This is a genomic window from Nocardia sp. XZ_19_369, assembly GCF_015355715.1.
Classification (GTDB): Bacteria; Actinomycetota; Actinomycetes; order Mycobacteriales; family Mycobacteriaceae; genus Nocardia.
Map to the genome: position 1 here is coordinate 1,243,649 of NZ_JACVED010000001.1, position 21,235 is coordinate 1,264,883.

The 21,235-nt window shown below is 68.1% G+C and carries 16 protein-coding genes; 5 read left to right on the forward strand and 11 right to left on the reverse strand.

Annotation, left to right across the window (positions count from 1 at the left end):
- Positions 1-46: 46 nt before the first annotated feature.
- The 5 genes from IBX18_RS05675 to IBX18_RS05695 form a co-directional block, all read right to left on the reverse strand.
- Positions 47-3,439 (reverse strand): arabinosyltransferase domain-containing protein, encoded by a 3,393-nt coding sequence (locus tag IBX18_RS05675; RefSeq protein WP_194832580.1) that lies wholly within the window; start codon positions 3,437-3,439, stop codon positions 47-49.
- A gap of 59 nt (positions 3,440-3,498) precedes the next feature.
- A complete protein-coding gene (locus IBX18_RS05680) occupies positions 3,499-5,283 on the reverse strand; it encodes a glycosyl transferase (RefSeq protein WP_373889169.1) in 1,785 nt (594 codons plus the stop codon).
- Between the two features lie 237 nt (positions 5,284-5,520).
- Positions 5,521-7,548: a galactan 5-O-arabinofuranosyltransferase gene (locus IBX18_RS05685; protein ID WP_194832582.1), complete on the reverse strand. Its 2,028-nt coding sequence runs from the start codon at positions 7,546-7,548 to the stop codon at positions 5,521-5,523.
- A 275-nt stretch (positions 7,549-7,823) separates the two neighbouring features.
- Complete coding sequence (locus IBX18_RS05690) at positions 7,824-8,603, reverse strand: decaprenylphospho-beta-D-erythro-pentofuranosid-2-ulose 2-reductase (RefSeq protein WP_194832583.1); 780 nt, start codon at positions 8,601-8,603, stop codon at positions 7,824-7,826.
- Positions 8,600-10,081, reverse strand: coding sequence for an FAD-binding oxidoreductase (locus IBX18_RS05695; protein ID WP_228540316.1), 1,482 nt, complete (start codon positions 10,079-10,081; stop codon positions 8,600-8,602). The genes IBX18_RS05690 and IBX18_RS05695 overlap by 4 nt, the downstream gene beginning before the upstream one ends.
- 98 nt (positions 10,082-10,179) lie before the next feature.
- On the opposite strand from IBX18_RS05695, the gene IBX18_RS05700 reads away from it, so the two are divergent.
- On the forward strand, positions 10,180-10,635 hold the full coding sequence (locus IBX18_RS05700) for a GtrA family protein (protein ID WP_147135459.1): 456 nt from the start codon (positions 10,180-10,182) through the stop codon (positions 10,633-10,635).
- 18 nt (positions 10,636-10,653) lie between these two features.
- Here the strand turns inward: IBX18_RS05700 and IBX18_RS05705 are convergent, their stop codons facing one another.
- The 3 genes from IBX18_RS05705 to IBX18_RS05715 all read right to left on the reverse strand — a co-directional run bounded on the left by IBX18_RS05705 (position 10,654) and on the right by IBX18_RS05715 (position 14,449).
- A complete protein-coding gene (locus IBX18_RS05705; protein ID WP_147135464.1) occupies positions 10,654-11,289 on the reverse strand; it encodes a pyridoxamine 5'-phosphate oxidase family protein in 636 nt (211 codons plus the stop codon).
- Positions 11,290-11,528: 239 nt separating this feature from the next.
- Positions 11,529-13,715 (reverse strand): molybdopterin-dependent oxidoreductase, encoded by a 2,187-nt coding sequence (locus IBX18_RS05710; RefSeq protein WP_194832584.1) that lies wholly within the window; start codon positions 13,713-13,715, stop codon positions 11,529-11,531.
- Between the two features lie 251 nt (positions 13,716-13,966).
- Complete coding sequence (locus tag IBX18_RS05715; protein WP_107659908.1) at positions 13,967-14,449, reverse strand: hypothetical protein; 483 nt, start codon at positions 14,447-14,449, stop codon at positions 13,967-13,969.
- Positions 14,450-14,762: 313 nt separating this feature from the next.
- Between IBX18_RS05715 and IBX18_RS05720 the strand changes: the two genes are divergently transcribed.
- Positions 14,763-15,338: a DUF4282 domain-containing protein gene (locus IBX18_RS05720; RefSeq protein WP_194832585.1), complete on the forward strand. Its 576-nt coding sequence runs from the start codon at positions 14,763-14,765 to the stop codon at positions 15,336-15,338.
- 247 nt (positions 15,339-15,585) lie between these two features.
- Positions 15,586-16,434: a helix-turn-helix transcriptional regulator gene (locus tag IBX18_RS05725; RefSeq protein WP_228540318.1), complete on the forward strand. Its 849-nt coding sequence runs from the start codon at positions 15,586-15,588 to the stop codon at positions 16,432-16,434.
- A 33-nt stretch (positions 16,435-16,467) separates the two neighbouring features.
- Here IBX18_RS05725 and IBX18_RS05730 read toward each other — a convergent pair whose 3' ends face one another.
- Complete coding sequence (locus IBX18_RS05730) at positions 16,468-16,893, reverse strand: MarR family winged helix-turn-helix transcriptional regulator (RefSeq protein ID WP_194832587.1); 426 nt, start codon at positions 16,891-16,893, stop codon at positions 16,468-16,470.
- Between the two features lie 85 nt (positions 16,894-16,978).
- Between IBX18_RS05730 and IBX18_RS05735 the strand changes: the two genes are divergently transcribed.
- On the forward strand, positions 16,979-18,442 hold the full coding sequence (locus IBX18_RS05735; protein ID WP_228540319.1) for an MFS transporter: 1,464 nt from the start codon (positions 16,979-16,981) through the stop codon (positions 18,440-18,442).
- A gap of 66 nt (positions 18,443-18,508) precedes the next feature.
- Here the strand turns inward: IBX18_RS05735 and IBX18_RS05740 are convergent, their stop codons facing one another.
- Together IBX18_RS05740 and rfbA are read right to left on the reverse strand one after the other, a co-directional pair.
- Positions 18,509-19,057 carry a dTDP-4-dehydrorhamnose 3,5-epimerase family protein gene (locus IBX18_RS05740; RefSeq protein ID WP_194832588.1) on the reverse strand — a complete coding sequence of 183 codons (549 nt, stop codon included), beginning with the start codon at positions 19,055-19,057 and terminating at the stop codon, positions 18,509-18,511.
- A gap of 2 nt (positions 19,058-19,059) precedes the next feature.
- Complete coding sequence (gene rfbA, locus IBX18_RS05745) at positions 19,060-19,932, reverse strand: glucose-1-phosphate thymidylyltransferase RfbA (protein ID WP_194832589.1); 873 nt, start codon at positions 19,930-19,932, stop codon at positions 19,060-19,062.
- Between the two features lie 237 nt (positions 19,933-20,169).
- On the opposite strand from rfbA, the gene IBX18_RS05750 reads away from it, so the two are divergent.
- A complete protein-coding gene (locus IBX18_RS05750; RefSeq protein ID WP_194832590.1) occupies positions 20,170-21,162 on the forward strand; it encodes an alpha/beta hydrolase in 993 nt (330 codons plus the stop codon).
- Positions 21,163-21,235: the final 73 nt, after the last annotated feature.

A 21,235-nucleotide genomic window follows, 5' to 3' on the forward strand; every position in this document is an offset into this window, starting at 1 on the left:
CGGCGCAACACCGAACCGGCTGGTTCGGTGTCGCGCGGCTATCGCCCTAGCGAACGCGGATCGGATCGTCCTTGGCCAAACCGGTGCGGGTTTCGACGGTGACGCCGATCCGCGCCGGTTCGGCCTGCGGGTCGTAGGGGGTGAACTTCTCCAGCGAACCCCAGTCCCGCGACCAGTCGTGCTCGAGGTAGCTGGGGATGGTCTCCGACTTCAGCAGCAGTCCGGTCCAGCCGAGCGGCCCGCCGCCGATGTCGTCCTGCCAGGCGTTGGAGGCGTCGGAGCCGACCCGGTCGGGCAGGATGCGCCAGTTCGGCACCTCGGCGACGCCGTCGCGGTGATTGAACGGACGCTGGCACGGGAAGGCGAGCCCGACGTGCCAGTCGAGCAGCACCGGATCGGCTGAGCCGACAACGGAATTCAACGGAGCCAGCTTGGGCAGCCGGGGCGGGGTGACGGCGAGCCACTGCTTCGGGGTGATGTCGTTGTCCACCGCGACCAGCCGCACCGCGTTCGCCTCGATCGGCAGCTGGTCCAACGGCACCCGCAGATTGCGCCAGGACGGCGCGGGCCCGATATCGATAGGATCGACCGTGCCGAGCTTGCGCACCGAGCCGTCCGCCTCGTGCACGCCGTACTCGAGATGCAGTTCCTGTCCGTAGGTCACCACACCGTCGGCGTCGACATGCCTGATCCGGCCCGCCGCGGTGATCGCGAGCACCTGGTAGGCGGGGTCGTGGCGCATGCTGTCGGCCAGGTCGAGGCGGTACCACTGGGAGGTCAGCGAGGCCTGCTGCTGCTCGTCCTCCTGGTAGCTGCCCATGATCGGCGTGGTCGCCGGGTCGAGGCCGAACGGCAAGGCGACCGTGCTGCCGTTGATGCCGGTTTGCGCGGTGCTGCCGCCGCCGGTGCCCGCGCCGGTGGTCTTGGTTGTCTTGTTCTTGGCGTCGGAGTTCACCGAGTTCGCGCCGCCGGCCACGGTTTCGTCCGCGTCGGCGGTGAGGTCGCTCGCGACGCCGTTGGGCGCGAATCCCTTTGTCTCAGCGGCCAATCCGTCGGCGGGCGAACCCGAGTAGGGGCTCAGCAGCGAGTTGGCGGTGTCCGTCTCCACCAGCACCTCGTTGGCCAGCGCGCACGGATCACCCGTCAACGACTGAAGATTCGACTTGGCGACCGAGTACGCGGGGTACTGCGCGACCGCCGCCTTGGCCAGCGACATCACCTCGAACAACACCAGGACCGCCGCGGCGATGGTCAGCGGCGCGGTCGCGAATCGATCGAATCGCTTAGGCGCCGTGCGTGCCTCGCGGTACGGCTCTCGATAGTGCAGCCAGACGGCGACCACCAGCGCGACGCCGCTGAGCCCCAGGAACAGCGTGGAGAAGCCCTTGCCCGCGAACAGCGGCGCCTTGTCCCACCACGGCACCCCGTAGCTGGACACATACCACCAGCCGTTCGACCCGGTGAAGGTGATCGCGAGCAGGAACAGCACCGCCGCCGCGAACAGCGCCCGGTTGCGCGGCGAGCGAATTCCCTCGCTGCCCACCGCGACTGCCGCGAGCGCGGCCAGCGACCCGGCCAAGCCGGCGTACACACCGAAGTGGTGCGTCCACTTGGTCGGCGTGAACATCATCAGGACCAGCGACGCGAACACGATGCCGAGGATCCGCACCGACGGTCCGCGCGAGGTGCCCGGGATGCGGCCCTTGCGCAGCACCTGCAGCACGCAGACCAGCAGGCACAGCAGCATGACCAGCACGCCGAACCGCCGCGCCAGCGAACCGTCCGGGGAGAGCATCAGCAGTGAATCCCACCGTGTGCGTTCGTCGAACCAGGCCACGTTCGGGCCGATGATGGTGCGCACCCGGGTGGCTTCCAGCACGGTGGACAGGGTCTGATCGGCGAAAACCACTACCAGCACGAGGGTTCCGGCGGACAGGCCCGGTGCGAGCAGCGCGAGGTAGCGGAAAAGCGTTGTCGCCCAGGAGGGGCGGCGGGTGGGCTCGTGTGCCCCGGACTTCGATGTCGGACCGGCGTTCTCGGCCGCCACGGTACCTGTGCCATCTTTGGCACCGAGTCCCATTGCCCCCGTGGGGCTTTCGGCCACTCCACCGCCTACCGCAGCGACCACCCCGCGCGCCCGCTTGATGATGATCTGCAACACCGGCCGCGATCCCGCGATCAACGCCGCGATGCAGATGAGCCCGGTCGGCCCGGCGGCCAGCGAGAACCCCGCGATCAACACCGCGACCGCGGCGGGCAGCAGCCGTCCGGTGGCAATGGCCCGTTCGATCGAGCACCAGGTGAGCAGCGCACCCGCCGCGATCAGCGGCTCGGGTCGCAGCCCGTTGTCATAGGGCAGCCAGAAGGCGAGGAACACCAACCCGGCGGTCCACAGCGCGACCTTGTTCCGCCGCACCCGAGCACCCAGGCGCGGCAACACTTCCCGGCTGATCACCAGCCAGCAGACCACGCCCGCGAGCACGGCGGGCAGCCGCATCCACGGGCTGGCGTCGGAAATCCGGGTCATCCAGGCGAGCACCTCGTACGACCAGCCGAACGGCGCCTCGGGCACCGCGAACCAGCGGTAGTAGTTGGCCATGTACCCGGCGTGCCCGGAGGCGCGGGCCATGTTCAGGATGTAGCCGTCGTCGGAGGTGTTGGCGCCGATGAAGTGCCACAGCCCGAGCGTGCCGAGCACCACGCCGTCGGTCACGGTGAACCGCCACCAGTGCGCGGGCAGGAACCGGCGGGCCCGGCGCCGGTCGCTGGTGTCCAGCAGGTGCAGCGCGATCAGTGCGATGAGCGTGCACAGCACGGCCGCGATGATCGCGGCCAGCTTCGGCACCGACGGCGACGAGGAGAACCGGGAGTCGATGTCGGCGTGCAACCGGGCACCGGCCAACCGACCGGCCGCCAGATCGGTGAACACCCCGACCACCTGCGGGCGGATGTCGCGAGTCACGGTGTTGCGGAAGGGCGTTCCGTCCTGCCGGGACGCGCCGGTGATCTCGGTGGTCGTCGCGGCGGCGGTCGAGTCGACGGTGAGCGCCGTGCAGCCCGCCGCGGTGATCTCGGCGACCGGCGCGGACAGCAGCGGAACGTCGCGCAGCACCACCGAGAGCGTGTCGTCGGCGACCGAGACGACCAGCCCCTTGCTCGCGGCCTGGCCCGAGGCGACCGGCACGGTGGACACCACCGTGCCCGTGCCCACCGCCTGGATGACCGAGCACGGCAGCGTCGTGGTCAGCCGCAGCGGCTGATACGACACCAGCGGCGCCTCGACGCTGCTGACCCCGGCCTGTGGCCAGTCCAGCGTGGCCTGGTCCTGCCGCACCGGCAACAGCGGTGTCAGCAGCGCCAGCACGAATCCCAGGAACCCGGAGACGAGGGCGATCAGGCGGTAACGGGTGAACGCTCGAGTTGATCGGTCCGGTCGCACGGGGGTTGATGCTAGCTACCCGCGGGGCCGGACCCGGTGATCACCACTGTTACCGGCGCTCACCGCAGCGCGCGAACGTTCCAAACCCACACGTCGTCCACCCGGGTCGGCCCGAAGCCGAGCAGCCGCGTCACGGCGGCGGACAGCGTGTCGCCGTTCGCGGTCGCGGCCAGCACCAGCACGTCGGCCTGCCAGAAGTTCAGGTCGTCGAGCAGCTGCGCGCGTTCCTCGTCGCCGATCGGCGGCACCACCCCGGTGTCCTGCGCCTGCACGAGCAGCGCGGTGGTCGGGCGCATCTCCGGGCCGTAGATGCCCTTCTTCTGCGTCCCGGTCGGTCCGACGAAGTACCCGCCTGCCAACGGGAAGTCGAAGCCGGCGTCGGCCTGCCAGCGCAACGCCCGCGCGTCGGCCGGGCGCGGCGGCGGCACCATGACGACCGACCCGTCGCGGACGTACTCGCGCACCGCACCGTCGGCGAAGAACTCCGGCGTCGGCGCGCGCTCGATCACCGGCAGCACCGTCGGCACCAGCGGCAGCAACGCGCACGCGAGCGTGCCGAACCAGGCCAGTGGCCGCCAGTCGACCGGCGACTCGCGCCAGGCCCGGACCGCCCGATCGGTCGCCAGCGCGAGGATCACCGCGATGGCGGGAATCGCCGCCATGGTGAGCCGGGACTCCAGCACCGTGTTGAGCAGCGGGACCTTTTCGGCCCAGCGCCACGGCAATTCGACGCCGGTGCTCCGCTTGCCCAGCATGGCGACCGCACCCAGCGACAGCACACCGAACACCGCGATCACCGCGACCGCGGCGCGCACCAGTCGATCACGCCACAGCAGCACGGCGGTGGCGGCGACGAGCAGCAGCAGCGGCCAGCCGAAGTAGGCGTTCTGCTCGGTCTCGTTGATCGCCACGTACTGACCGGGTGAGAACATTCCGCCCAGCGATTCGGACGGGAACTGCACGATCGCCTTCAGGTCGTTGCCCATCGGCCCGTGATCGATCGAGCGGTAACTCTGCGGCCCGAAGAACTGCCACCACAGCGGTATCGCGGTGAGCGCAAGCGTGAGCACCGCCGCGAGCAGCACAGTCGGGGTGACCCGGCGCAGCGCGCGCAACCCCAGCCGCGGCGCGTGCAGGTAGTACACGACCGCGAACAGCCCGAACGACAGCGCGAAGATCAGCAGCGGCTCCTCGCCGAGCGCGATCTGCATGGCGACGAGCAGTCCGAGCACGACGGCATCCCGGACCCGGCTGCGCGCCCCCGCCGCACCGGCCCGCCGCGCCATCCGGATCAGGTGACCGGCGATGACCGGAAGAAGCACCAGCACAACGAAATTGGGGTGGGCGTTGGCATGCGAGATCATCGCGGGCGCGAAGCCGCAGAACAGGCCGCCGATGCTCGCCGCGAACTTCGATTCGACGAGCTCCCTGGAGAACAGCCAGTACCAGCCGAGCGCGGTGGCGGCCAGGCCGAGGGTGAGCACGAGCACGAAGGTCACCGTCGGCCCGAACAGCAGGGTGATCGGCGTGAACGGCACCCCGACCCCGAACATGGCCGTGTTGGCCATCATGTTCACCCCGGCGGGGAAGTTCTGCAGGTTCGTGCCGAGCGGGTTCTCCAGATTCGCCACCGAGTGCGCGGTGACCGCGAAGAACCACTCCCACATCGTCTGGTCCTGACCGCTCTTGATCAGGTACCCGCTCTGCGTATTGCGCCACTGCCCGGACAGCACCAGGACGGCCAGCGCGAGGTAGCCGAGTCCGGCGAACAGGTCGAACCGATTGACCCGGAGGCGGGGGAGTCTTCGCCGCCGAACCGGAGCCGACGGGCCCTTGGTGAGCACTTCGGTCGCGATGGATTCCCTGCTCGCGACCCCGACCGCCGACCCGTCCAAACCGCCCGAATCGACCTGCTGCACCCGTTCCACCTGCAAACTTCTCCTACTAGCTAGCTCTAACTCAGCCGCCCACGGTAACCGAACAGGCTGTGTTGTGCCTGGCAACGGGGGCTGACGGGTGCACGGAACACCGCAGACGCGCAGGTTGGGACGCGCTTCTGCGGTGTTCCGTGCGGAGCTGCGCTATCGACGGAGAGTGACCAGGGCGAACGGGCCGATATCGGTGGCCGTGAAGCGCGGGTCGGCGAAGAGCTCCTTGGGGAAGGTGACGGTGTAGCGCTCCACGTTGGGATCGTTCGGGTAGACGTCCTTGGCGAGGCGCAAGGTGTAGGCGTCAGCACTGCGCCGGAACAGGAAGGCATCCGGCGCCCGCCACGGGCAGGCCGCCAAGGCGTCCAGCAGCGCGCCGGAGGACTTCAGCTTGCTCCAGCCCTCGATGGTCGCGGCCCGGCCCGCGAAGTCGGCGAGCGGGTTGGCGTAGTGCGAGGTGAGCGCCTGGAAGCCGTAGTAGGGGTAGAAGGACAGGAAGCTGGTGTCGGCGGTGAGGACCACGGTGTCCGAGCGCGGGCGGCCGGTCTGCGCGGTGAGCGCCGCGTCCACCGCCCGGTAGTGCGCGACCGCTGAGGGTGGGCGTTGATCGGCACGTTCGCCGTTTCCGTCGGTGTCGGTGTACGCGGTGGTGATCTCCGGCGCCAGGACGTGCGGGATGTTCTGGGTGAACGCCAGCGCGCCGACGATGGCGACGGCCACCGCCGCGAGCCGGAACCTGCTCGGCTCGCCGATCGCCTGGTAGACGGCCCTGGCACCCTCGACGAAGCCGAACGCACCCGCCGCCCCGAGCAGTACCAGCAGGACCGGCTCCAGCCGGAACGACAGCAGCGTGGTGCCTGCCGCGGTGGCCGTCATCGACAGCAGCGTCCACAGGTAGATCGCCACCACACCGATGCCGAGCGCCTGCGCCCGCCGCGACGAGGCCGCGCGCACCACCAGCCAGACCAGCCCGACCAGACACAGCGCGCCACGCAACGAGAACTCCGCCATCGGGAACGCCAGCTCGGCTCCGCCCTCCGGCAGGTAGTGGAACGCCGAACCGGACCTCGTCGGCACCCCGTCCAGCGCCTTCAACAGGATCGGCAGCCACACGATCAGTGCGACCACCGCGGCGATCGCGGCGATCACCACCAGCCGCACCAGCGGCGAGACGGCTGCCCGCCACACCGGCCGCGCCGCGCCTTCGGCGGTGCGAACCCGCCGTGGATGACCGGCGAGCCGCCGTTCCCGCACGGCGAGCCAGGCTGCCACCAGACCCATCAGGCCGACGGCGAAGGCCGCGACGCCGAGGTACAGCGTGTAGAAGGTCGCCGCGACACCGAGGAAGAGGCCGGTGCCGACCACCGCGCCCCAGCCGCCGGCGGTGCCGCGCGCGGTCGGTTCCTCCGGCCGGTGCAGCGCTCCCCACGCGAGGACGAGCGCGGGCGGCAACAGGATGACGATCACCGAGCTGTACGCCTCCGGCGCGGCGTATGCCACCGCGAGCGCGGTGACCGCCGCCGTGACCGCGATCGCCCAGTCCGCGCGAATCAGCTTGGACCACAGCACGAGCGAGATCACCGCCGCCACCGCGATCGACCCGATCGCATAAGGCTTGAACGCCTCCCAGCCGTCCATGCCGAGCACGTTCGCGACGCGCCCGCCGATCCAGAACCAGCCCGCCGGATAGAACGGCGGCAGATCCGCATAGGTCATGTCGTGCAGCGCGGCCGAATCGGTGAGGCGGGTCAGGTATTCGGTACGGAACTCCTGATCCACCGAGACACCGAACAGATACAGCTTGGTCGCCGCCAACGGCATGCCGAGGGTGAACGTGACGAAGGTCGAAATACCCACCCAGGACAGCAGTTTCGCGACCCATGGCTGGGTGAACCACTTGCCCGGGCGCTGTCCGCGTCGCACCAGCGCGATGGCCGCGACCACGAAGACCGCGGCGACGACCTGTCCCACCGTCGTCAGTGCCCGAGTCACGTTGGAGGAGTTGAACGCGGGCCACTGGACCATCGAAAACGCCACGAGCCCCACCGCGGTCACCGCGATGGCGACCAGCGTTGCCAGCAGCGCCTCGCCGACGCCGGACCCGATGTGCCTGAGCAGCAATGCACCTCGCCCACCGAGGGGAGCGGGTGCTTCGCCCCGCTCGGCGACCGTGGCCGTCATCGGCCCACTCCGGCGGCCTCGACGTGCGGCAGGCACGCCGTGCCGGTGCGGCCTTCTCGGATTACTCGCATGGCATCTCCGGGTTCACTCGGGCTGAGCATTCGCGTCGGCGCCGCACGGTCTCGGATCGAGAGCGTGCGGGGGATCGGCGATCATGCTGCCAGGTCCGGCGTCGGATGCGGCGACCTGTGCCGGTCGTGGCGAAACGAAAACCGCACCTCGCCGACCCGCGTACCGGATGCGGGATCGGATCGAGGTGCGGCTCGAAGCAAAACTCAGATGGGCAGCTTGCGGAAGATCGGGCGCGGGATGTGCCGCAGGATCATCATCACGTAGCGGAAGGCACCGGGTGCCCAGATCAGGTCCTTGCCCCGCTGGGAAGCCGAAACGGCAAGCGCCGCAACGTCTTCCTTGTCGACGGTGAGCGGAGCCTCCTTGACACCTGCCGAGGCCCACGCGTCGATGGTGGTCTTGGTGCGCACCTGACCGGGCCGGATGACCAGGACGCGCGGGCCGAACGGCCGTAGCGCCTCGCCGAGGCCGAGGTAGAACCCGTCCAGGCCGGCCTTGGTCGAGCCGTAGACGAAGTTCGAGCGGCGCACCCGCTCACCGGCCGCCGAGGACATGGCGATGATCCGGCCGTAGCCCTGCGCCTTCATCTTCTCGCCGATCAGCACGCCGACCGAAACCGCGGCGGTGTAGTTGATTCCGGCGATCTGCACGGCCTTGCGCTGGTCTTGCCACAGCTCCTCGGCATTGCCGAGCAGCCCGAACGCGACGATGGCGACATCGACGTCGCCGCCGTCCCACGCCGCGTCGATCACCTTCGGGTGGCCGTCGGTGTCGAGGGCGTCGAAGTCGATGACGTCGACCTGGCTCGCGCCCGCCGCCTTCATCTGCGCGACCGCCTCGTCCCGCAGCGGATCGTTGGGCAGCGCGGCGAGCACGATGCGCGCGGGGCCCTTCTTCAGGTATTCCGCGCAGATCGCCAGGCCGATTTCGGAGGTCCCGCCGAGCAGCAGGATGGCCTGCGGGTTTCCTACGGCATTGATCACTGCAGCTCCAGCCTTCTCGCCATATCGGACATGAAAACGCCTGTGGGGTCGACGCTTCGGCGGATCTTGATCCACTCGTCGATCCGCGGGTACATCTGGTGGAACGTCTCCGCGGTGGTCCGCGAGTCCTTCGCGGTGTACAGCCTGCCGCCGAACTCCAGCACCCGGCGGTCCAGCTCGCTGACCAGCTCGTTCAAACCCGGCTTGATCGGGAAGTCGACGCAGATGTTCCAGCCCGGCATCGGGAAGCTCAGCGGCGCCGGGTTGCTCGCGCCGAACAGCTTGAACACGTTGAGCGCCGAGTAGTGCCCGGACCCTTGGATATCGATGATGATGCGCTTGAATTCCTCGACCGCCTCGGTCGGCACCACGAACTGGTACTGCAGGAATCCGTTGGAACCGTAGCCACGGTTCCACTCCGCGATCATGTCCAGCGGGTGATAGAACTGCGTCAGGTTCTGCACCTTGCCGGTGTAGTTGCCACCCATGGCGTAGTACGCCTCACCGATGGACCGCAGCGTGAGCTTGTTCATGGTCCAGTTCGGGAAGATGTCGGGCACCGTCATCAGTTGCGGCGCATCGAATTTCAGCGGCTTCTTGCGCAGCCGCTTGGGCAGCTCGTCCACCTTGGCCAGGCGGCCACGGGTGATGGTGGCCCGGCCGAGCTTCGGCAGCGGGCTGATCACGTCGAACCACGCGCTCGAGTAGGTGTAGTTCGCCTCGCTGCCGTCGCTGTGTGCCGCGATGGTCTCGTCGAGCGTGGTGGTCTTCACGCCGTCGTTGAGGAAGTACGCCGACTCGGTGGGCGTCATCTCGATGGTCGCGCGCAGGATGATGCCGGTGAGGCCGTTGCCGCCGACGGTCGCCCAGAACAGCTTGGCGTTGCGCTTCGGGGTGATGTGCTGCACCTGCCCATCGGCGGTCAGCAGATCGATCGAGCGCACGTGGTTGCCGAAGCTGCCCTCGCTGTGATGGTTCTTACCGTGGATGTCGGAGGCGATGGCGCCGCCGATCGTCACCTGACGGGTGCCCGGCAGCACTGGAACCCAGAGCCCGAACGGCAGCGCCGCCTTCATGAGCTGGTCCAGGCTGACGCCGCCGTCCACGTCGACGATCCGCGTATCGCGGTCGATCCGGTGGATATGGTTCAGCGCCGTCATATCGACGACCAGCCCGCCGGCGTTCTGCGCGTGGTCGCCGTAGGAGCGCCCGAGCCCGCGCGCGATGATGCCGCGGCGCAGGTGCGGTGGCTTCGAGTCGTTGTCCTCGGCGACCATGGCGACGGCCTTGGCGATCAGTTCGGGATCGCTGGTCGAGAGCACTTCGGAAGAGGTTGGTGCGGTGCGACCCCACCCGGTCAACGTGCGGGTGTGCGTCGGCAATGCGAACGCGTTCCCGGCGTCGGCCCCATCGTTTGTGACGGTGGTGCCGCTCTCGTTACCGGTTGTCGTGGTGGCGGTCGGAGCTTTCGTGGACATCGGGATAGAGGCTACAGGTATGACCGGACATCCGGTCGAGGTCTCTTACTCCGGAGTAGTGATCTACATATCGTTTTGGCGACCGCTACGCTCGTCGCGTGCATGCCGAACCCCACCTGCCGCTCCCGGCCGAGCTGCCGCTGGTCGACGAGCCGGGCGGTACCGACGTCGACCTGAAGACCCAGATCGTCCGGTTCACGCTGACCGGCGGTCTGTCGGCGGTCGTCGACTTCGGGCTGTACAGCCTGCTGTTCAACGTGCTCGGGCTGCCGCGCGAGGCCGCGAAGTCGCTCAGCTTCATCGCGGGCACCACCACGGCCTATCTGATCAACCGCCGGTGGACCTTCCAGGCGGCGCCGAGCCGAGCCCGGTTCGTCGCCGTGGTGATCCTCTACGCGGTCACCTTCGCCGTCCAGGTCGGTATCAACGCGGTGCTCTACGAAGCCCTGCCCGACGCCGTCTGGCGTCAGCTCCTGGCCTTCGTCGTCGCCCAGGGCACCGCCACCGTGATCAACTTCGTCGTGCAGCGCCTGGTGATCTTCAAGATCCACTAGGCCCGCGGGACGGCTCGATCAGCGGGTGACCAGCGCGGCCACCTCTACCCGGTCGCCGCTCTCTGCTTTGGCGCCGAAGTAGTCGCCACCCTTGGCGCGGACATTGTCGGTGCCCCAGTCGCGGCGTTCGCGGTCGGCGGGGACCAGGTGCGGAATGTGCTTGCGGCAGTGGATGTAGGCCTCTTCGATGTCGACCACCACCCAGCGTTCGGCGGTGCGGCCCTTGAGGTTCTCCGGCAGGCCGGATACCGCGTTGCGCAAGGTTGCGTCCGGGATGATCCGGGCCGAGCCGTTGATGTGCAGGCCGATCAGGTCGCGCACGAAATCGATGAGCAGGATGCCTACGTGCGGGTTCTCCAGGATGTTGCCGAGGCTGGCCAGCACCCCGTTGCCGCGGTATTCGGGATACGCAATCGTGCGTTCGTCGATGACGTGCAGAAAACCGGGTTCGCCCGCCCGGAAGGTCGAGTCGCACTCGCCGTGTTTGTCCGCCGTGGCGATGAAGGCCATGTCCATCCGCCCGATGAACTCGATCATCGTGGGATTGAGCTGCTCGAGTACCTGGTCGTGGTAGAAACGCGCCGCTCTGTCCTGTGTGCCGTACCGCTCCTGTAGCTCGTGCTCGCCGTCACTGCCGCACTGCGTACTGGGCATCTTCGTCACCCTCTGGTAGCCGGAATCCGGATCCTGCGAGGGTTCGGCGTTGAGCCCGCGACTAAACCGAAATCCTGTCCATGTTAAGTCCGTTCGGCCTGGCAAAACTACGAAATCCAAGTTGAGAATGCACCGAATGCGTAGTTAGCGCAAGGGATTCCGAAACTTAGCTACAAGCCGACCGGCCGGAATGATCGGCCGGCCGGGTCGACGTGCGGGAGAGGGTTTCCGGGCGCGCGTCACGCCGGGTTCAGGGTCACCGGGACACCGTTGAAGACCGCGTTGCCGGAGGGCACGTCGACCACCGAATCATCGGTCAGCACATTGGCGTTGACGCCCGCGTGCGCCCGCGCGACCGTCTGCGTGCTGTCGGTGTGGCCCCAGCCGTGCGGCAGGCTCACCACGCCGGGCATGATCGTCTCGGTCGGCTCCAGCGGCACCGTCAGCGTGCCCGCCGCCGACTTCACCACCGCGTGCTCACCGAGCCCGAGCCGCGCCACATCGGCCGGATTGATATGCAGCGTGCAGCGATTCGACCCGCTCACCAGCTGGCCGATGTTGTGCATCCAGCTGTTGTTGGACCGCAGCTGGCGCCGCCCGATCAGCACCACGTCCGGCGCGGTGTCGGCCAGCCGGGCCCGCATCCTGGCCACATCGTCGAGCAACTGCCGCGGGGCGAGGTCCACCTTCTTCGACTCGGTGCGCAGCACGCCGGGCAGCTTCGGCTGCAACGGCCCGAGATCGATGCCGTGCGGATTGTCGAGCAGCACTTGCAGATTCAGCGTGCCGCCGTTCCATTCGCCGTACGGCCCGAGGCGAAGCATCAGGTCGAGGCGCTGCTCGGTGGTGTCGTTCCCGATCAATTCGCCGCGCCGGTCCGCCATTCCGGCTTTCTGCAGCATGCCCGCCATGATCAGTTCGTCCACCCCGGTGAGCGGGTCCACCCCGTCGGCACCCTCGTGCGGCATGCCCGAGACCGCCGCGGCCAGGCGCGCCAGCACCCCCGACTCCGACGGGCGATCGCCGAGCGGCACCAATGGCCGGGAGTAGCGGGCGTAGTTGTGCACCGCGAACTGCAGCAGGGCGAAGTCGTAGTGCGGTGACTGCACCGGTCGCGGCGGCGGCAGGATCACGTCGGCGTGCCTGGTGGTTTCGTTGCGGTAGCGGTCCACGCTGACCATGAAGTCGAGCTGGGCGAAGGCGGCGTCCAGCCGGGCACCGCTCGGCGCGGAGAGCACCGGGTTGCCCGCGACCGTCACCAGCGCGCGGATCTGCCCCTCACCCGGGGTGAGGATTTCGTCGGCCAGCGTCGCGACCGGCAGTTCACCCATTGCCTCGGGCAGGCCCCGCACCCGGCTGGCCCAGCGGCCGAGCCGGAACGGCCTGCTGCGCGAGATCCCGCCCGCCGCCGCGGTGGCGAACATCGCCCCGCCCGGCGAGTCCAGGTTGCCGGTCAACGCGTTGATCGCATCGACGAGCCACTGGGTGATGGTGCCGAACTCCGCTGTGCAGGTGCCGATCCTGGCGTACACCGCCGCGGTCGGCGCGGCCGCGAGCTCGCGGGCGAGGCGGATCACCGTCGCCGCGGGCACCCCGGTGCGGACCGCCACCGAGTCCGGGCTGAAGGCCGCTGCGGCCGTGCGCAGTTCGTCGAGCCCGGCGACCTCGACCCGCAGGTCGGTGAGCTGCTCGGCGAACAGGGTGTGCACGATGCCGAACAGCAGGTACGCGTCGCTGCCCGGCCGGATGAACAGGTGCTCGTCGGCCAGCTTCGCGGTGCGGGTGACGCGCGGGTCCACAACCACGAACCGGCCGCCGCGGCGCTGCAACGCCTTCAACCGCCCGGGGAAATCCGGTGCGGTGCACAACGACCCGTTCGACTCCAGCGGATTCGCGCCGAGCATCAGCAGGTAATCGGTGCGATCCAGATCCGGGACCGGCACCGTCAGCGGATCGCCGAACATCAGCCCGCTGGCCACCTGCTTGGGCATCTGGTCGGCGGTACTCGCCGAGAAAAGGTTCTTGGTACTCAACGCGCGCAGCAGCACAGGAACATAGAGCGCCCCAGCTACGGTGTGTGCGTTCGGGTTGCCCAAATAGGCTGCCGCCGCCTGTTTTCCGTGTTCGGCGACCACCGCGGGAAAGCGTTCCGCGATCAGATCGAAGGCCTCGTTCCACGAGGCGGTCCGCCAGGTATCGGTGGCCCGGTCGCGAATCATCGGCTCGGTCACCCGATCGGGGTCCTCGTCGAGATGGCCGAAGCTCGCCCCCTTGGGGCAGATGAAGCCCTTGCTGAAGGGGTCCTGCTTGTCGCCGCGGACCGAGGTCACATGATCATCGGAATCGAGGGTGAGTTCGAGTCCGCACACCGCCTCGCAGAGCGGGCAGGTGCGCAACAGATTGCGTGATTCCGTGATCGAGGCCATGCCACATCCTCCCGCGCTATCGCCGGTCTGAAAAGGGAACGCGGGATATGCGAGGCGGGTGCCGGCTACAACGACCGATACCCGCTACCTCTTCTTCGGACATCGAAGACGTGGTGCGGGTGTCTGGCGGGGACTGCGGATCCCTCGCATCGCTGGAAGCAGAACGACCGATACCGGAGCGCCGGGGCTGTCGACGCGAATCGGATATCGGTCGTAGTGGCCGGGGGTCACCCGGCCGTCGTTCAAAACCTCTAGCAGGCGACGCTGGTGAGCTGGTCGCGCTTCTGCGCGGTCGCAGCCCGGACGGCGGCGCTGATCGCGACCACCGGCGGAACCCAGCGGGCCTCGCCCGGTGCGACACCCCAGCAGGCCGAACCGGCCAGCAGGTGGGTGGGCGGCAGCGGGACGGTCGCGCCGTCGGTGTGCACGATGGCACCTGCGGCTGTCAGCGCCTCGAGCGCCATGGCGGCCTTGCGGACGCCGGTGACCAGGTGGATCTCGCGACGCTCCGCGCCGGGCAGTTCGATGACCGGGCCGGAAAGATTGTTCGCCCGCAGAAAGCGGCGAACCTCGCCGGCCAGCTCGCCGCTGACCTCGATGGCCGAAAGGTCGTCATCGGTGATCAGGCAGAGACCGTTGGCCGTTTCTGCGACCGTCCATCCGCGCTGGGTGTAGTCCTGCGCAGCGGCGGTCATAGCGGCCGCCGAGACGGAAGTCGGAAACGTGGTGCGCACTGTTCTCTCCATTCCCCGGTAGATCTGGGTCCTGCATTCATGGGTCGTATCGGTGCCAGCTGTCCGCAGCGTTACGCGATCTTCGAAACTTCTTTGCCAGTGTTGGCTACGTCTCTTTCAGGTGCCCTTGAAAGCAAATTGCTATGACGTTGCTCGAACTTCGCAAATTTTGTTGTCCCCCGGCTACTTTGAGTCGCTGACCTGTCCTTTCGCTGTGCCATTACTGCGAGCCCGCTGAGGATGATGGGACTGATGTGGTCTGCGCTACTTCTCCGGCTGGCTCGGATGTGGGATTGCGGGGAGGATTTCGACCATGAGCGATGAGTCCACCGGCGCGGGCAAGGGGACCGAGCTGCCCGACCCGGCGGGGTACGAAGCCGAATCGCGGTGGATCACCTGGAAAGAATCAGCGACCCGCCGGTTCTCCCGCGCCGCTGTCATCGAGGAGGAGCAACCGGCCGAGCCGTTCGAGAGTCCGCGCGCCTTCGGCCAGTGGAGTGTCGAGGCGGCGCGCGGCTTGCTCGATGTGCAGTTCCGGCGGCCCGCCACCCGAACGCTGCTGCCGCTGGCCTACATCCTCGGTCTGGTGTTCGCCTGCGCCGTTCCGATCGCGCTGACAGTACTCATGTGGCGGGTCTCCGCGGTGCTGGGGGTGCTCGCCGCGGTGATCGGAATTCCGTTGGGGCTGACCATCGCGGCCGTGGTCCGCCTGATGCTGGAATTCCTGGTGAACGCGTCCCGGTTGGCGACCAGGGTGGAGCACATCAGCGAGCTGGCCGACGATTTGTTCCAGGCGCTGTCCGATGTCGCCGAACCGGTCAATCAGCTCTCCGAAGACGTTCGCGCCGTGCAGTTCTGGCGCTTCCGCAAGGGCGGCTCGCGCAGGTAGACGCGCCGAATCGCGCCCGGCGCAGGGTTTTTGGCGTTGTTTTGCCACCGGCCTAGCTGTGACACCCATCGTGACCTATGTCCGTTTTGCTGTGAAACAATGCTGTTTGGATGCCGGTGTTCCGACGACAGCATCTGGTAGGGATGGTCACAATGGCGAACTCGTGAGGGGTTCGGCAGTGCGGCCGGCGCACGGCAACGAGGGGGGAACAACTATGGCTTTACCGCAGGGGACCACTGGATCGACGATGCCCCGGCGCCAGCTGGGGCGTCACTTGCGTGATCTGCGCAATCGCGCCCGGATGACCACCAGGACGGCGGCTCAGCAGCTGGAATGGTCGGAGGCCAAGATCTGGCGGATCGAGACGGGCCAAACCTCTTTGCGCAGCCTCGATGTCGAGGCGATGTGCAAGGTGTACGGCGCGCCGTCCGATCTGATCGGTCCGCTCACCGCCTTGGCGCGGGAGACCAAGGCGCGGGGGTGGTGGACCGCCTACGGTGACGTCATCGCCGAGGGTTTCGAGGTGTACATCGGCCTCGAGGAAGCCGCGTCCCGGCTGTCGACCTACGAGAACGAGCTGGTGCCCGGTCTGTTGCAGACCGAGGCGTACACGCGGGCGATGCTGGCCGCCGCGCGCCCCGACATGTCCGCGAGCGAGATCGATCGCCGGGTGCAGCTGCGAATGGCCCGGCAGGCCTTGGTCACCCGGGCCGACGCGCCGTTGCAGCTCGACGCGGTGATCAGTGAGAGTGTGCTGTGGCGCCGCATCGGCGGGGCCGAGGTGGCCGCCGGGCAGCTGGCGCACCTGCGGCAGATGTGCGACCTGCCCAACGTCCGAATCCGGGTGGTGCCACCGGATTCCGGCTACCACGAGGGCATGGACTCGGGCCGGTTCGTCATGCTCGAATTCCCCGAGTTGCGCGTCGGCGAGCAGCCCGAGCCGCCGGTGGTCTACGTCGAGGCGTTCACCGGACCGGTCTACCTGGACAAGGAGAACGACATCGACCGCTACCGAAGGGCTTTCGCGAGCCTGGGGGCGGTGGCGGTGGACGCACGCGACGGCATCGAGGCGGCGCGCGAGAGCTGCGCCGTCTGAAGTTCGTTGTGCCTCAGCGGTTTCGGCGGGGTCTCAGCACTTTCGACCGGGCGACGGCCAGGTGTCGCTCAGCACCGCACGGTGGGTGGGCAGCGCCTGCTGGTAGACCTCGCGGCCCTTCTCGGTGAGGCAGACGAACACGGCGCGCCGGTCCTCGGGGCACATGGTGCGCGAGACCAGGCCGTCGCGTTCCAGCCGGGCCACCGCACGCGAGAGCGCGCTCTGGCTCAGGTAGATGTCGTTGGCCAGATCGCTCATTCGATAGTCGCCACAGTTGGCGTCGACCAGCCGGTCCAGCGTCTCGAACTCGCTGAGTCCGATCCGATGCTGTCCCTGTAGCGCTTTTTCCAGTGCGCAACTCACCGTCGCATGCCGGTCGAGCAGCTCGCGCCACTCGCCAACCAGCCCGGTCGGCGCGACGGTGCGCCGGGCTGTCTGGATTGCCGACGGGTTCGACATGGCCCCATCCTAGTGGCCATCGGAGGTCTATGCAACTGCATTAAATGTGTTGGCATTTAATGCGTGCGCATGTAACGTACCCCGCATGACTTCACCGGCAACCCCGGCGGCCGCCTCCGCGACCGACGCGAACGTATGGACTACCCGGCTTTGGGGCATGCTGATCACGCTGTGCATCGTGCTGTTCCTCGATGGCCTCGACGTCTCGATGATCGGCGTAGCGCTGCCGTCCATCGGCAATGAATTGGATCTCTCGACCTCCACCCTGCAGTGGCTGGTCAGCGGCTACATCCTCGGCTACGGCGGCCTGCTGCTGCTCGGCGGACGCACCGCCGACCTGTTCGGGCGCCGCAAGGTCTTCCTGATCGCACTGGCCGTCTTCGCCGTCGCCTCGCTGGCCGGTGGCCTGGTCAGCTCCGGGCCGCTGCTCATCCTCACCCGATTCATCAAGGGCCTGGCCGCCGCGTTCACCGCGCCGACCGGCCTGTCGATCATCACCACCAACTTCGCCGAGGGCCCGGCCCGTAACAAGGCGCTGTCCATCTACACCGTGTTCGGCGCGGGCGGCTACTCGTCCGGCCTGCTGTTCGGTGGCCTGATGACCGGGGTCGGCTGGCGCTGGACCTTCCTGCTGCCGGTCCCGATCGCGCTGGCCGCGCTGGCCGCCGCGTGGGTGTTGGTCCCGAAGGACAAGCCCGCCGAGGAAGGCGGCCACGACCTGTTCGGCGCGCTGCTGTCCACCTCCGCGATGCTGCTGCTGGTCTACACCGTCGTCACGGCGCCGGAAGCGGGCTGGGTGTCCGCGCGCACCCTCGGCTCGTTCGCCGCGGTGCTGGTCTTGTTCGCCGGCTTCGTCGCGGTGGAGAAGCGGGTCAAGCACCCGCTGGTCCGGCTCGGCATCCTGCGCAAGGTCTCGCTGGTCCGCGCCAGCTTGGCGATCGTCGCGGTGGCCGGTTCCTACTTCAGCTGGCAGTTCATCGTGACCATGTACATGCAGGACACCCTGGGCTGGTCGCCGCTGAAGCTGTCGATGGCGCTGCTGCCGGTCGGTCTGATGGTCGCGTTGTCCGCGGTGTTCTCCGACAAGCTGGTCGACCGGTTCGGCACCGGCCCGATCATCGGCGTCACCATGGCCGTGATGGCCGTCGGCTACCTGATGTTCCTGCGACTGGACACCGCGCCGTCGTACTGGACGATGCTGCTGCCCGCGATCATGCTGATCGGCATCGGCTGGGTCGGCTTCCCCGCCATCAACATTCAGGCGACCAACGGGATCGACGACGACGAACAGGGTCTCGCGGCGGGCGTGCTGCAGACCTCGATGCAGGTCGGTGCGGCCATCGTGCTCGCCGTGACCACCGCGATCATCGCGTCGGGCAGCCACGGTGACACCTCGCCCACCGCGATGCTGGACACCTACCGCCCCGGCCTGATCTTCGCCGCGGCCGTCTCCATCGCCGGTGCGCTGGTTGCCCTTTCGGCCTTCTTCGTGAAGCGCACCAAGCAGGCCGAGCGGACTCCGGAACCGGAGCTCGAGCTCGTCGGCTGACCTCCGACAGCCGACACGAAACAGGCCGGTGCCACCGCGAGGTGGGGCCGGCCTGTTTCGGGCTACTCAGGAAAAGGGCGGTGCGGCAGTGTCTTTGGCCGAGCGAACAAAAGTCAGCGGACTACCGTCGCGGCCGACCGTCGGCCAGTCGATGCCGAGCTGCGGATCGAAAGCGTCGATGTCCCTGTCGAATTCGGGCGTGTACTCCAGCGAGCACAGATAGGTGACGGTGGAGTTGTCCTCCAGCGAGAGGATCGCGTGGCCGAGGCCCTCGGACAGGAACATCGAGCGCCGGTCGACATCGTCGAGCAGCACGCTGTCCCAGCGCCCGTAGGTGGGTGAGCCCGGGCGCAGGTCGACGACCACGTCGAGAAACGCACCGCGCACACAGGTTACGTACTTCGCCTGCCCCGGCGGATCCTCGGTGTAGTGGATGCCGCGCAGCACCCCGGCGGCGGAAACCGAGCAGTTCACCTGCCGCAGATCGAACGGCCGGCCCGTCACCTTCTCGAACTCCGAGGCCTTGAATCCCTCGAGAAACATGCCGCGACCGTCGCCGAGCTGGCGCGGGGTGATCACCCAGGCGCCGGGGACGTCGAGCTCCCGGAACTCCATGCTCACCAGTCCCGGCCGCGTTCGAGGATGTCGAGCAGGTAGCTGCCGTAGCCGGAGCGGGTCAGCGGTTCGGCCAGCTTGCACAGCTGTTCGTCGTCGATGTAGCCCATCCGCCAGGCCACCTCCTCCGGCACGCCGATCTTGAGGCCCTGCCGTTCTTCGATGGTGCGCACGTAGTTGGCGGCGTCGAGCAGCGAATCGAAGGTGCCGGTGTCGAGCCAGGCTGTGCCGCGCGCGAGTACGTCGACCCGGAGCCGATCCTGTTCCAGGTAGGCCCGATTGATGTCGGTGATCTCGTATTCGCCACGCGCGGAGGGCTTCAGCGTGCGCGCGATCTCGACCACGTCGTTGTCGTAGAAGTACAGCCCGGGGATGGCGTAGTTCGAGCGCGGGGTCTTCGGCTTCTCCTCGATGGACACCGCGCGCCCCTCGGTGAACTCGACCACGCCGTACGCGGTCGGGTCCGATACCCAGTAGGCGAACACCGCGCCGCCGTCGATGCCCGCGAAGCGGTTCAGGCTGGTGCCGAGCCCGGGGCCGTGAAAGATGTTGTCGCCGAGCACCAGCGCCGCGTTGTCGGTGCCGATGTGGCCGGCGCCGAGCACGAAGGCGCGGGCCAGGCCGTCCGGCTCGGGTTGCACCACGTAGCTGATCGAGAGGCCGAACTGCGCGCCGTCGCCGAGCAGCCTGCCGAACGCGTCGGCGTCCGCAGGCGTGGTGATGACGAGGATGTCGCGGATGCCCGCGAGCATCAGCGTGCACAGCGGGTAGTAGACCATCGGCTTGTCGTAGACCGGGACCAGCTGCTTGCTGACCCCGCGTGTGATCGGATGTAACCGGGAGCCGGTGCCACCCGCCAAGATAATGCCCCGCATGACCAGGAGTCTGCCAGTTCGGCCTTGGCCAAGCGTCGGCGAGGTTCCGACTGCTCGTCGAATTGATTACGGAATCGGCATTCACGGTTTCCGGAGCGGTCGGTTCAGCGATTCTGTTGCTTAGGTCACACAATGCATGGTGTTCTGAAACAACACTGTGTGAGATGTCAGCGCCGACAGCTCGCCTGGGACCGCTCGGTCGTGGCTCGGCGCGCCAGTTGGTGAGGTAGGTGCGCGATGGCAGCGACCAGGGTCGGCGAGTCAGCCACTGTCATGAATCCGGAAAATCTGAGTGCCCCCGCGCGTCTGGTCCTGGCGGCCTGCCTCGGCGTGGTCCGTCCCGCGTTGCGCGCCGCACCGATCACCCGCGCGACCATCCCGATCGGCGCGCTGGCGATCGACACGCTCGCCAGGTTGCGGCCGGAGCCGCAGGGTATCGATCGGGAGCAGGTGTCGCTCAACGGTTTCCGAATGGAGATCGTGCGGCCCGCGGGCGCGGCCAGGGCACTGCGCCACGGGGCCCTGCTGTACATGCACGGCGGCGGATTCGCGGTTTGCGGGTTGCGTACCCACCGGCCGGTCGCGGCGAGCCTGGCGCGGCGCACGGGCCTGCCCGTGGTGAACGTCGACTATCGGCAGTTGCCGAGCAAGCGCATCACCAATTCGGTCGACGACTGTCTCACCGCCTACCGCTGGCTGCTGCGCCACGGCGCGGACGCCCGCCGGATCGTCTTCGCCGGTGACTCGGCGGGCGGCTACCTGACCTTCGCCACCGCACTGCGCGCCATCGAGGAGGGCCTGCCCGCCCCCGCCGGACTGGTCGGGCTGAGTCCGCTGCTCGACCTGGACTACGCGGCGAAGCGAACCCACATGAATGTGCGGAAAGATCCGTACATTCCGTTGCTCGCGCTGGAAGCCGTGGTCCGCATCGGCGCGGAGATCGACGGAAAACTCGATCCGCTGCTGTCCCCGGTCAACGGGCTCCTGGCTGGCCTGCCGCCGGTGCTGTTGATCGCCGCCGAAGACGAGGTGCTCCGCTACGACTGCGAGTTGATGGCGCAGCGGCTCACCGCCGCAGGCGTGCCGAACGCGGTGGAGCTCTGGCGCGGCCAAGTGCACGCGTTCATGAGCATCGCACCGAGCCTGCCGGAGAGCAGAGCGGCCCTGGCCAGGGTGTCGCGCTTCGTCCGGGCTCGGATCGAGGAAGGCCAACAGGCGCGGACGGCGTAAGCCGGCCGGCCTGTCCAGGCGAGCCCCGTTCCGCTGTGGCCGGGACGGGGCTCGCGCATGCCGGGACCACGAA

Bases quoted from the DNA above. Each gene is read 5' to 3' on its own strand.
- IBX18_RS05685 (WP_194832582.1), bottom strand. From the start codon at position 7,548: ATGACGGCCACGGTCGCCGAGCGGGGCGAAGCACCCGCTCCCCTCGGT.
- IBX18_RS05695 (WP_228540316.1), bottom strand. From the start codon at position 10,081: ATGTCCACGAAAGCTCCGACCGCCACCACGACAACCGGTAACGAGAGC.
- IBX18_RS05705 (WP_147135464.1), bottom strand. From the start codon at position 11,289: ATGCCCAGTACGCAGTGCGGCAGTGACGGCGAGCACGAGCTACAGGAG.
- IBX18_RS05710 (WP_194832584.1), bottom strand. From the start codon at position 13,715: ATGGCCTCGATCACGGAATCACGCAATCTGTTGCGCACCTGCCCGCTC.
- IBX18_RS05720 (WP_194832585.1), top strand. From the start codon at position 14,763: ATGAGCGATGAGTCCACCGGCGCGGGCAAGGGGACCGAGCTGCCCGAC.
- IBX18_RS05725 (WP_228540318.1), top strand. From the start codon at position 15,586: ATGCCCCGGCGCCAGCTGGGGCGTCACTTGCGTGATCTGCGCAATCGC.
- IBX18_RS05730 (WP_194832587.1), bottom strand. From the start codon at position 16,893: ATGTCGAACCCGTCGGCAATCCAGACAGCCCGGCGCACCGTCGCGCCG.
- IBX18_RS05735 (WP_228540319.1), top strand. From the start codon at position 16,979: ATGACTTCACCGGCAACCCCGGCGGCCGCCTCCGCGACCGACGCGAAC.
- IBX18_RS05740 (WP_194832588.1), bottom strand. From the start codon at position 19,057: ATGGAGTTCCGGGAGCTCGACGTCCCCGGCGCCTGGGTGATCACCCCG.
- rfbA (WP_194832589.1), bottom strand. From the start codon at position 19,932: ATGCGGGGCATTATCTTGGCGGGTGGCACCGGCTCCCGGTTACATCCG.
- IBX18_RS05750 (WP_194832590.1), top strand. From the start codon at position 20,170: ATGGCAGCGACCAGGGTCGGCGAGTCAGCCACTGTCATGAATCCGGAA.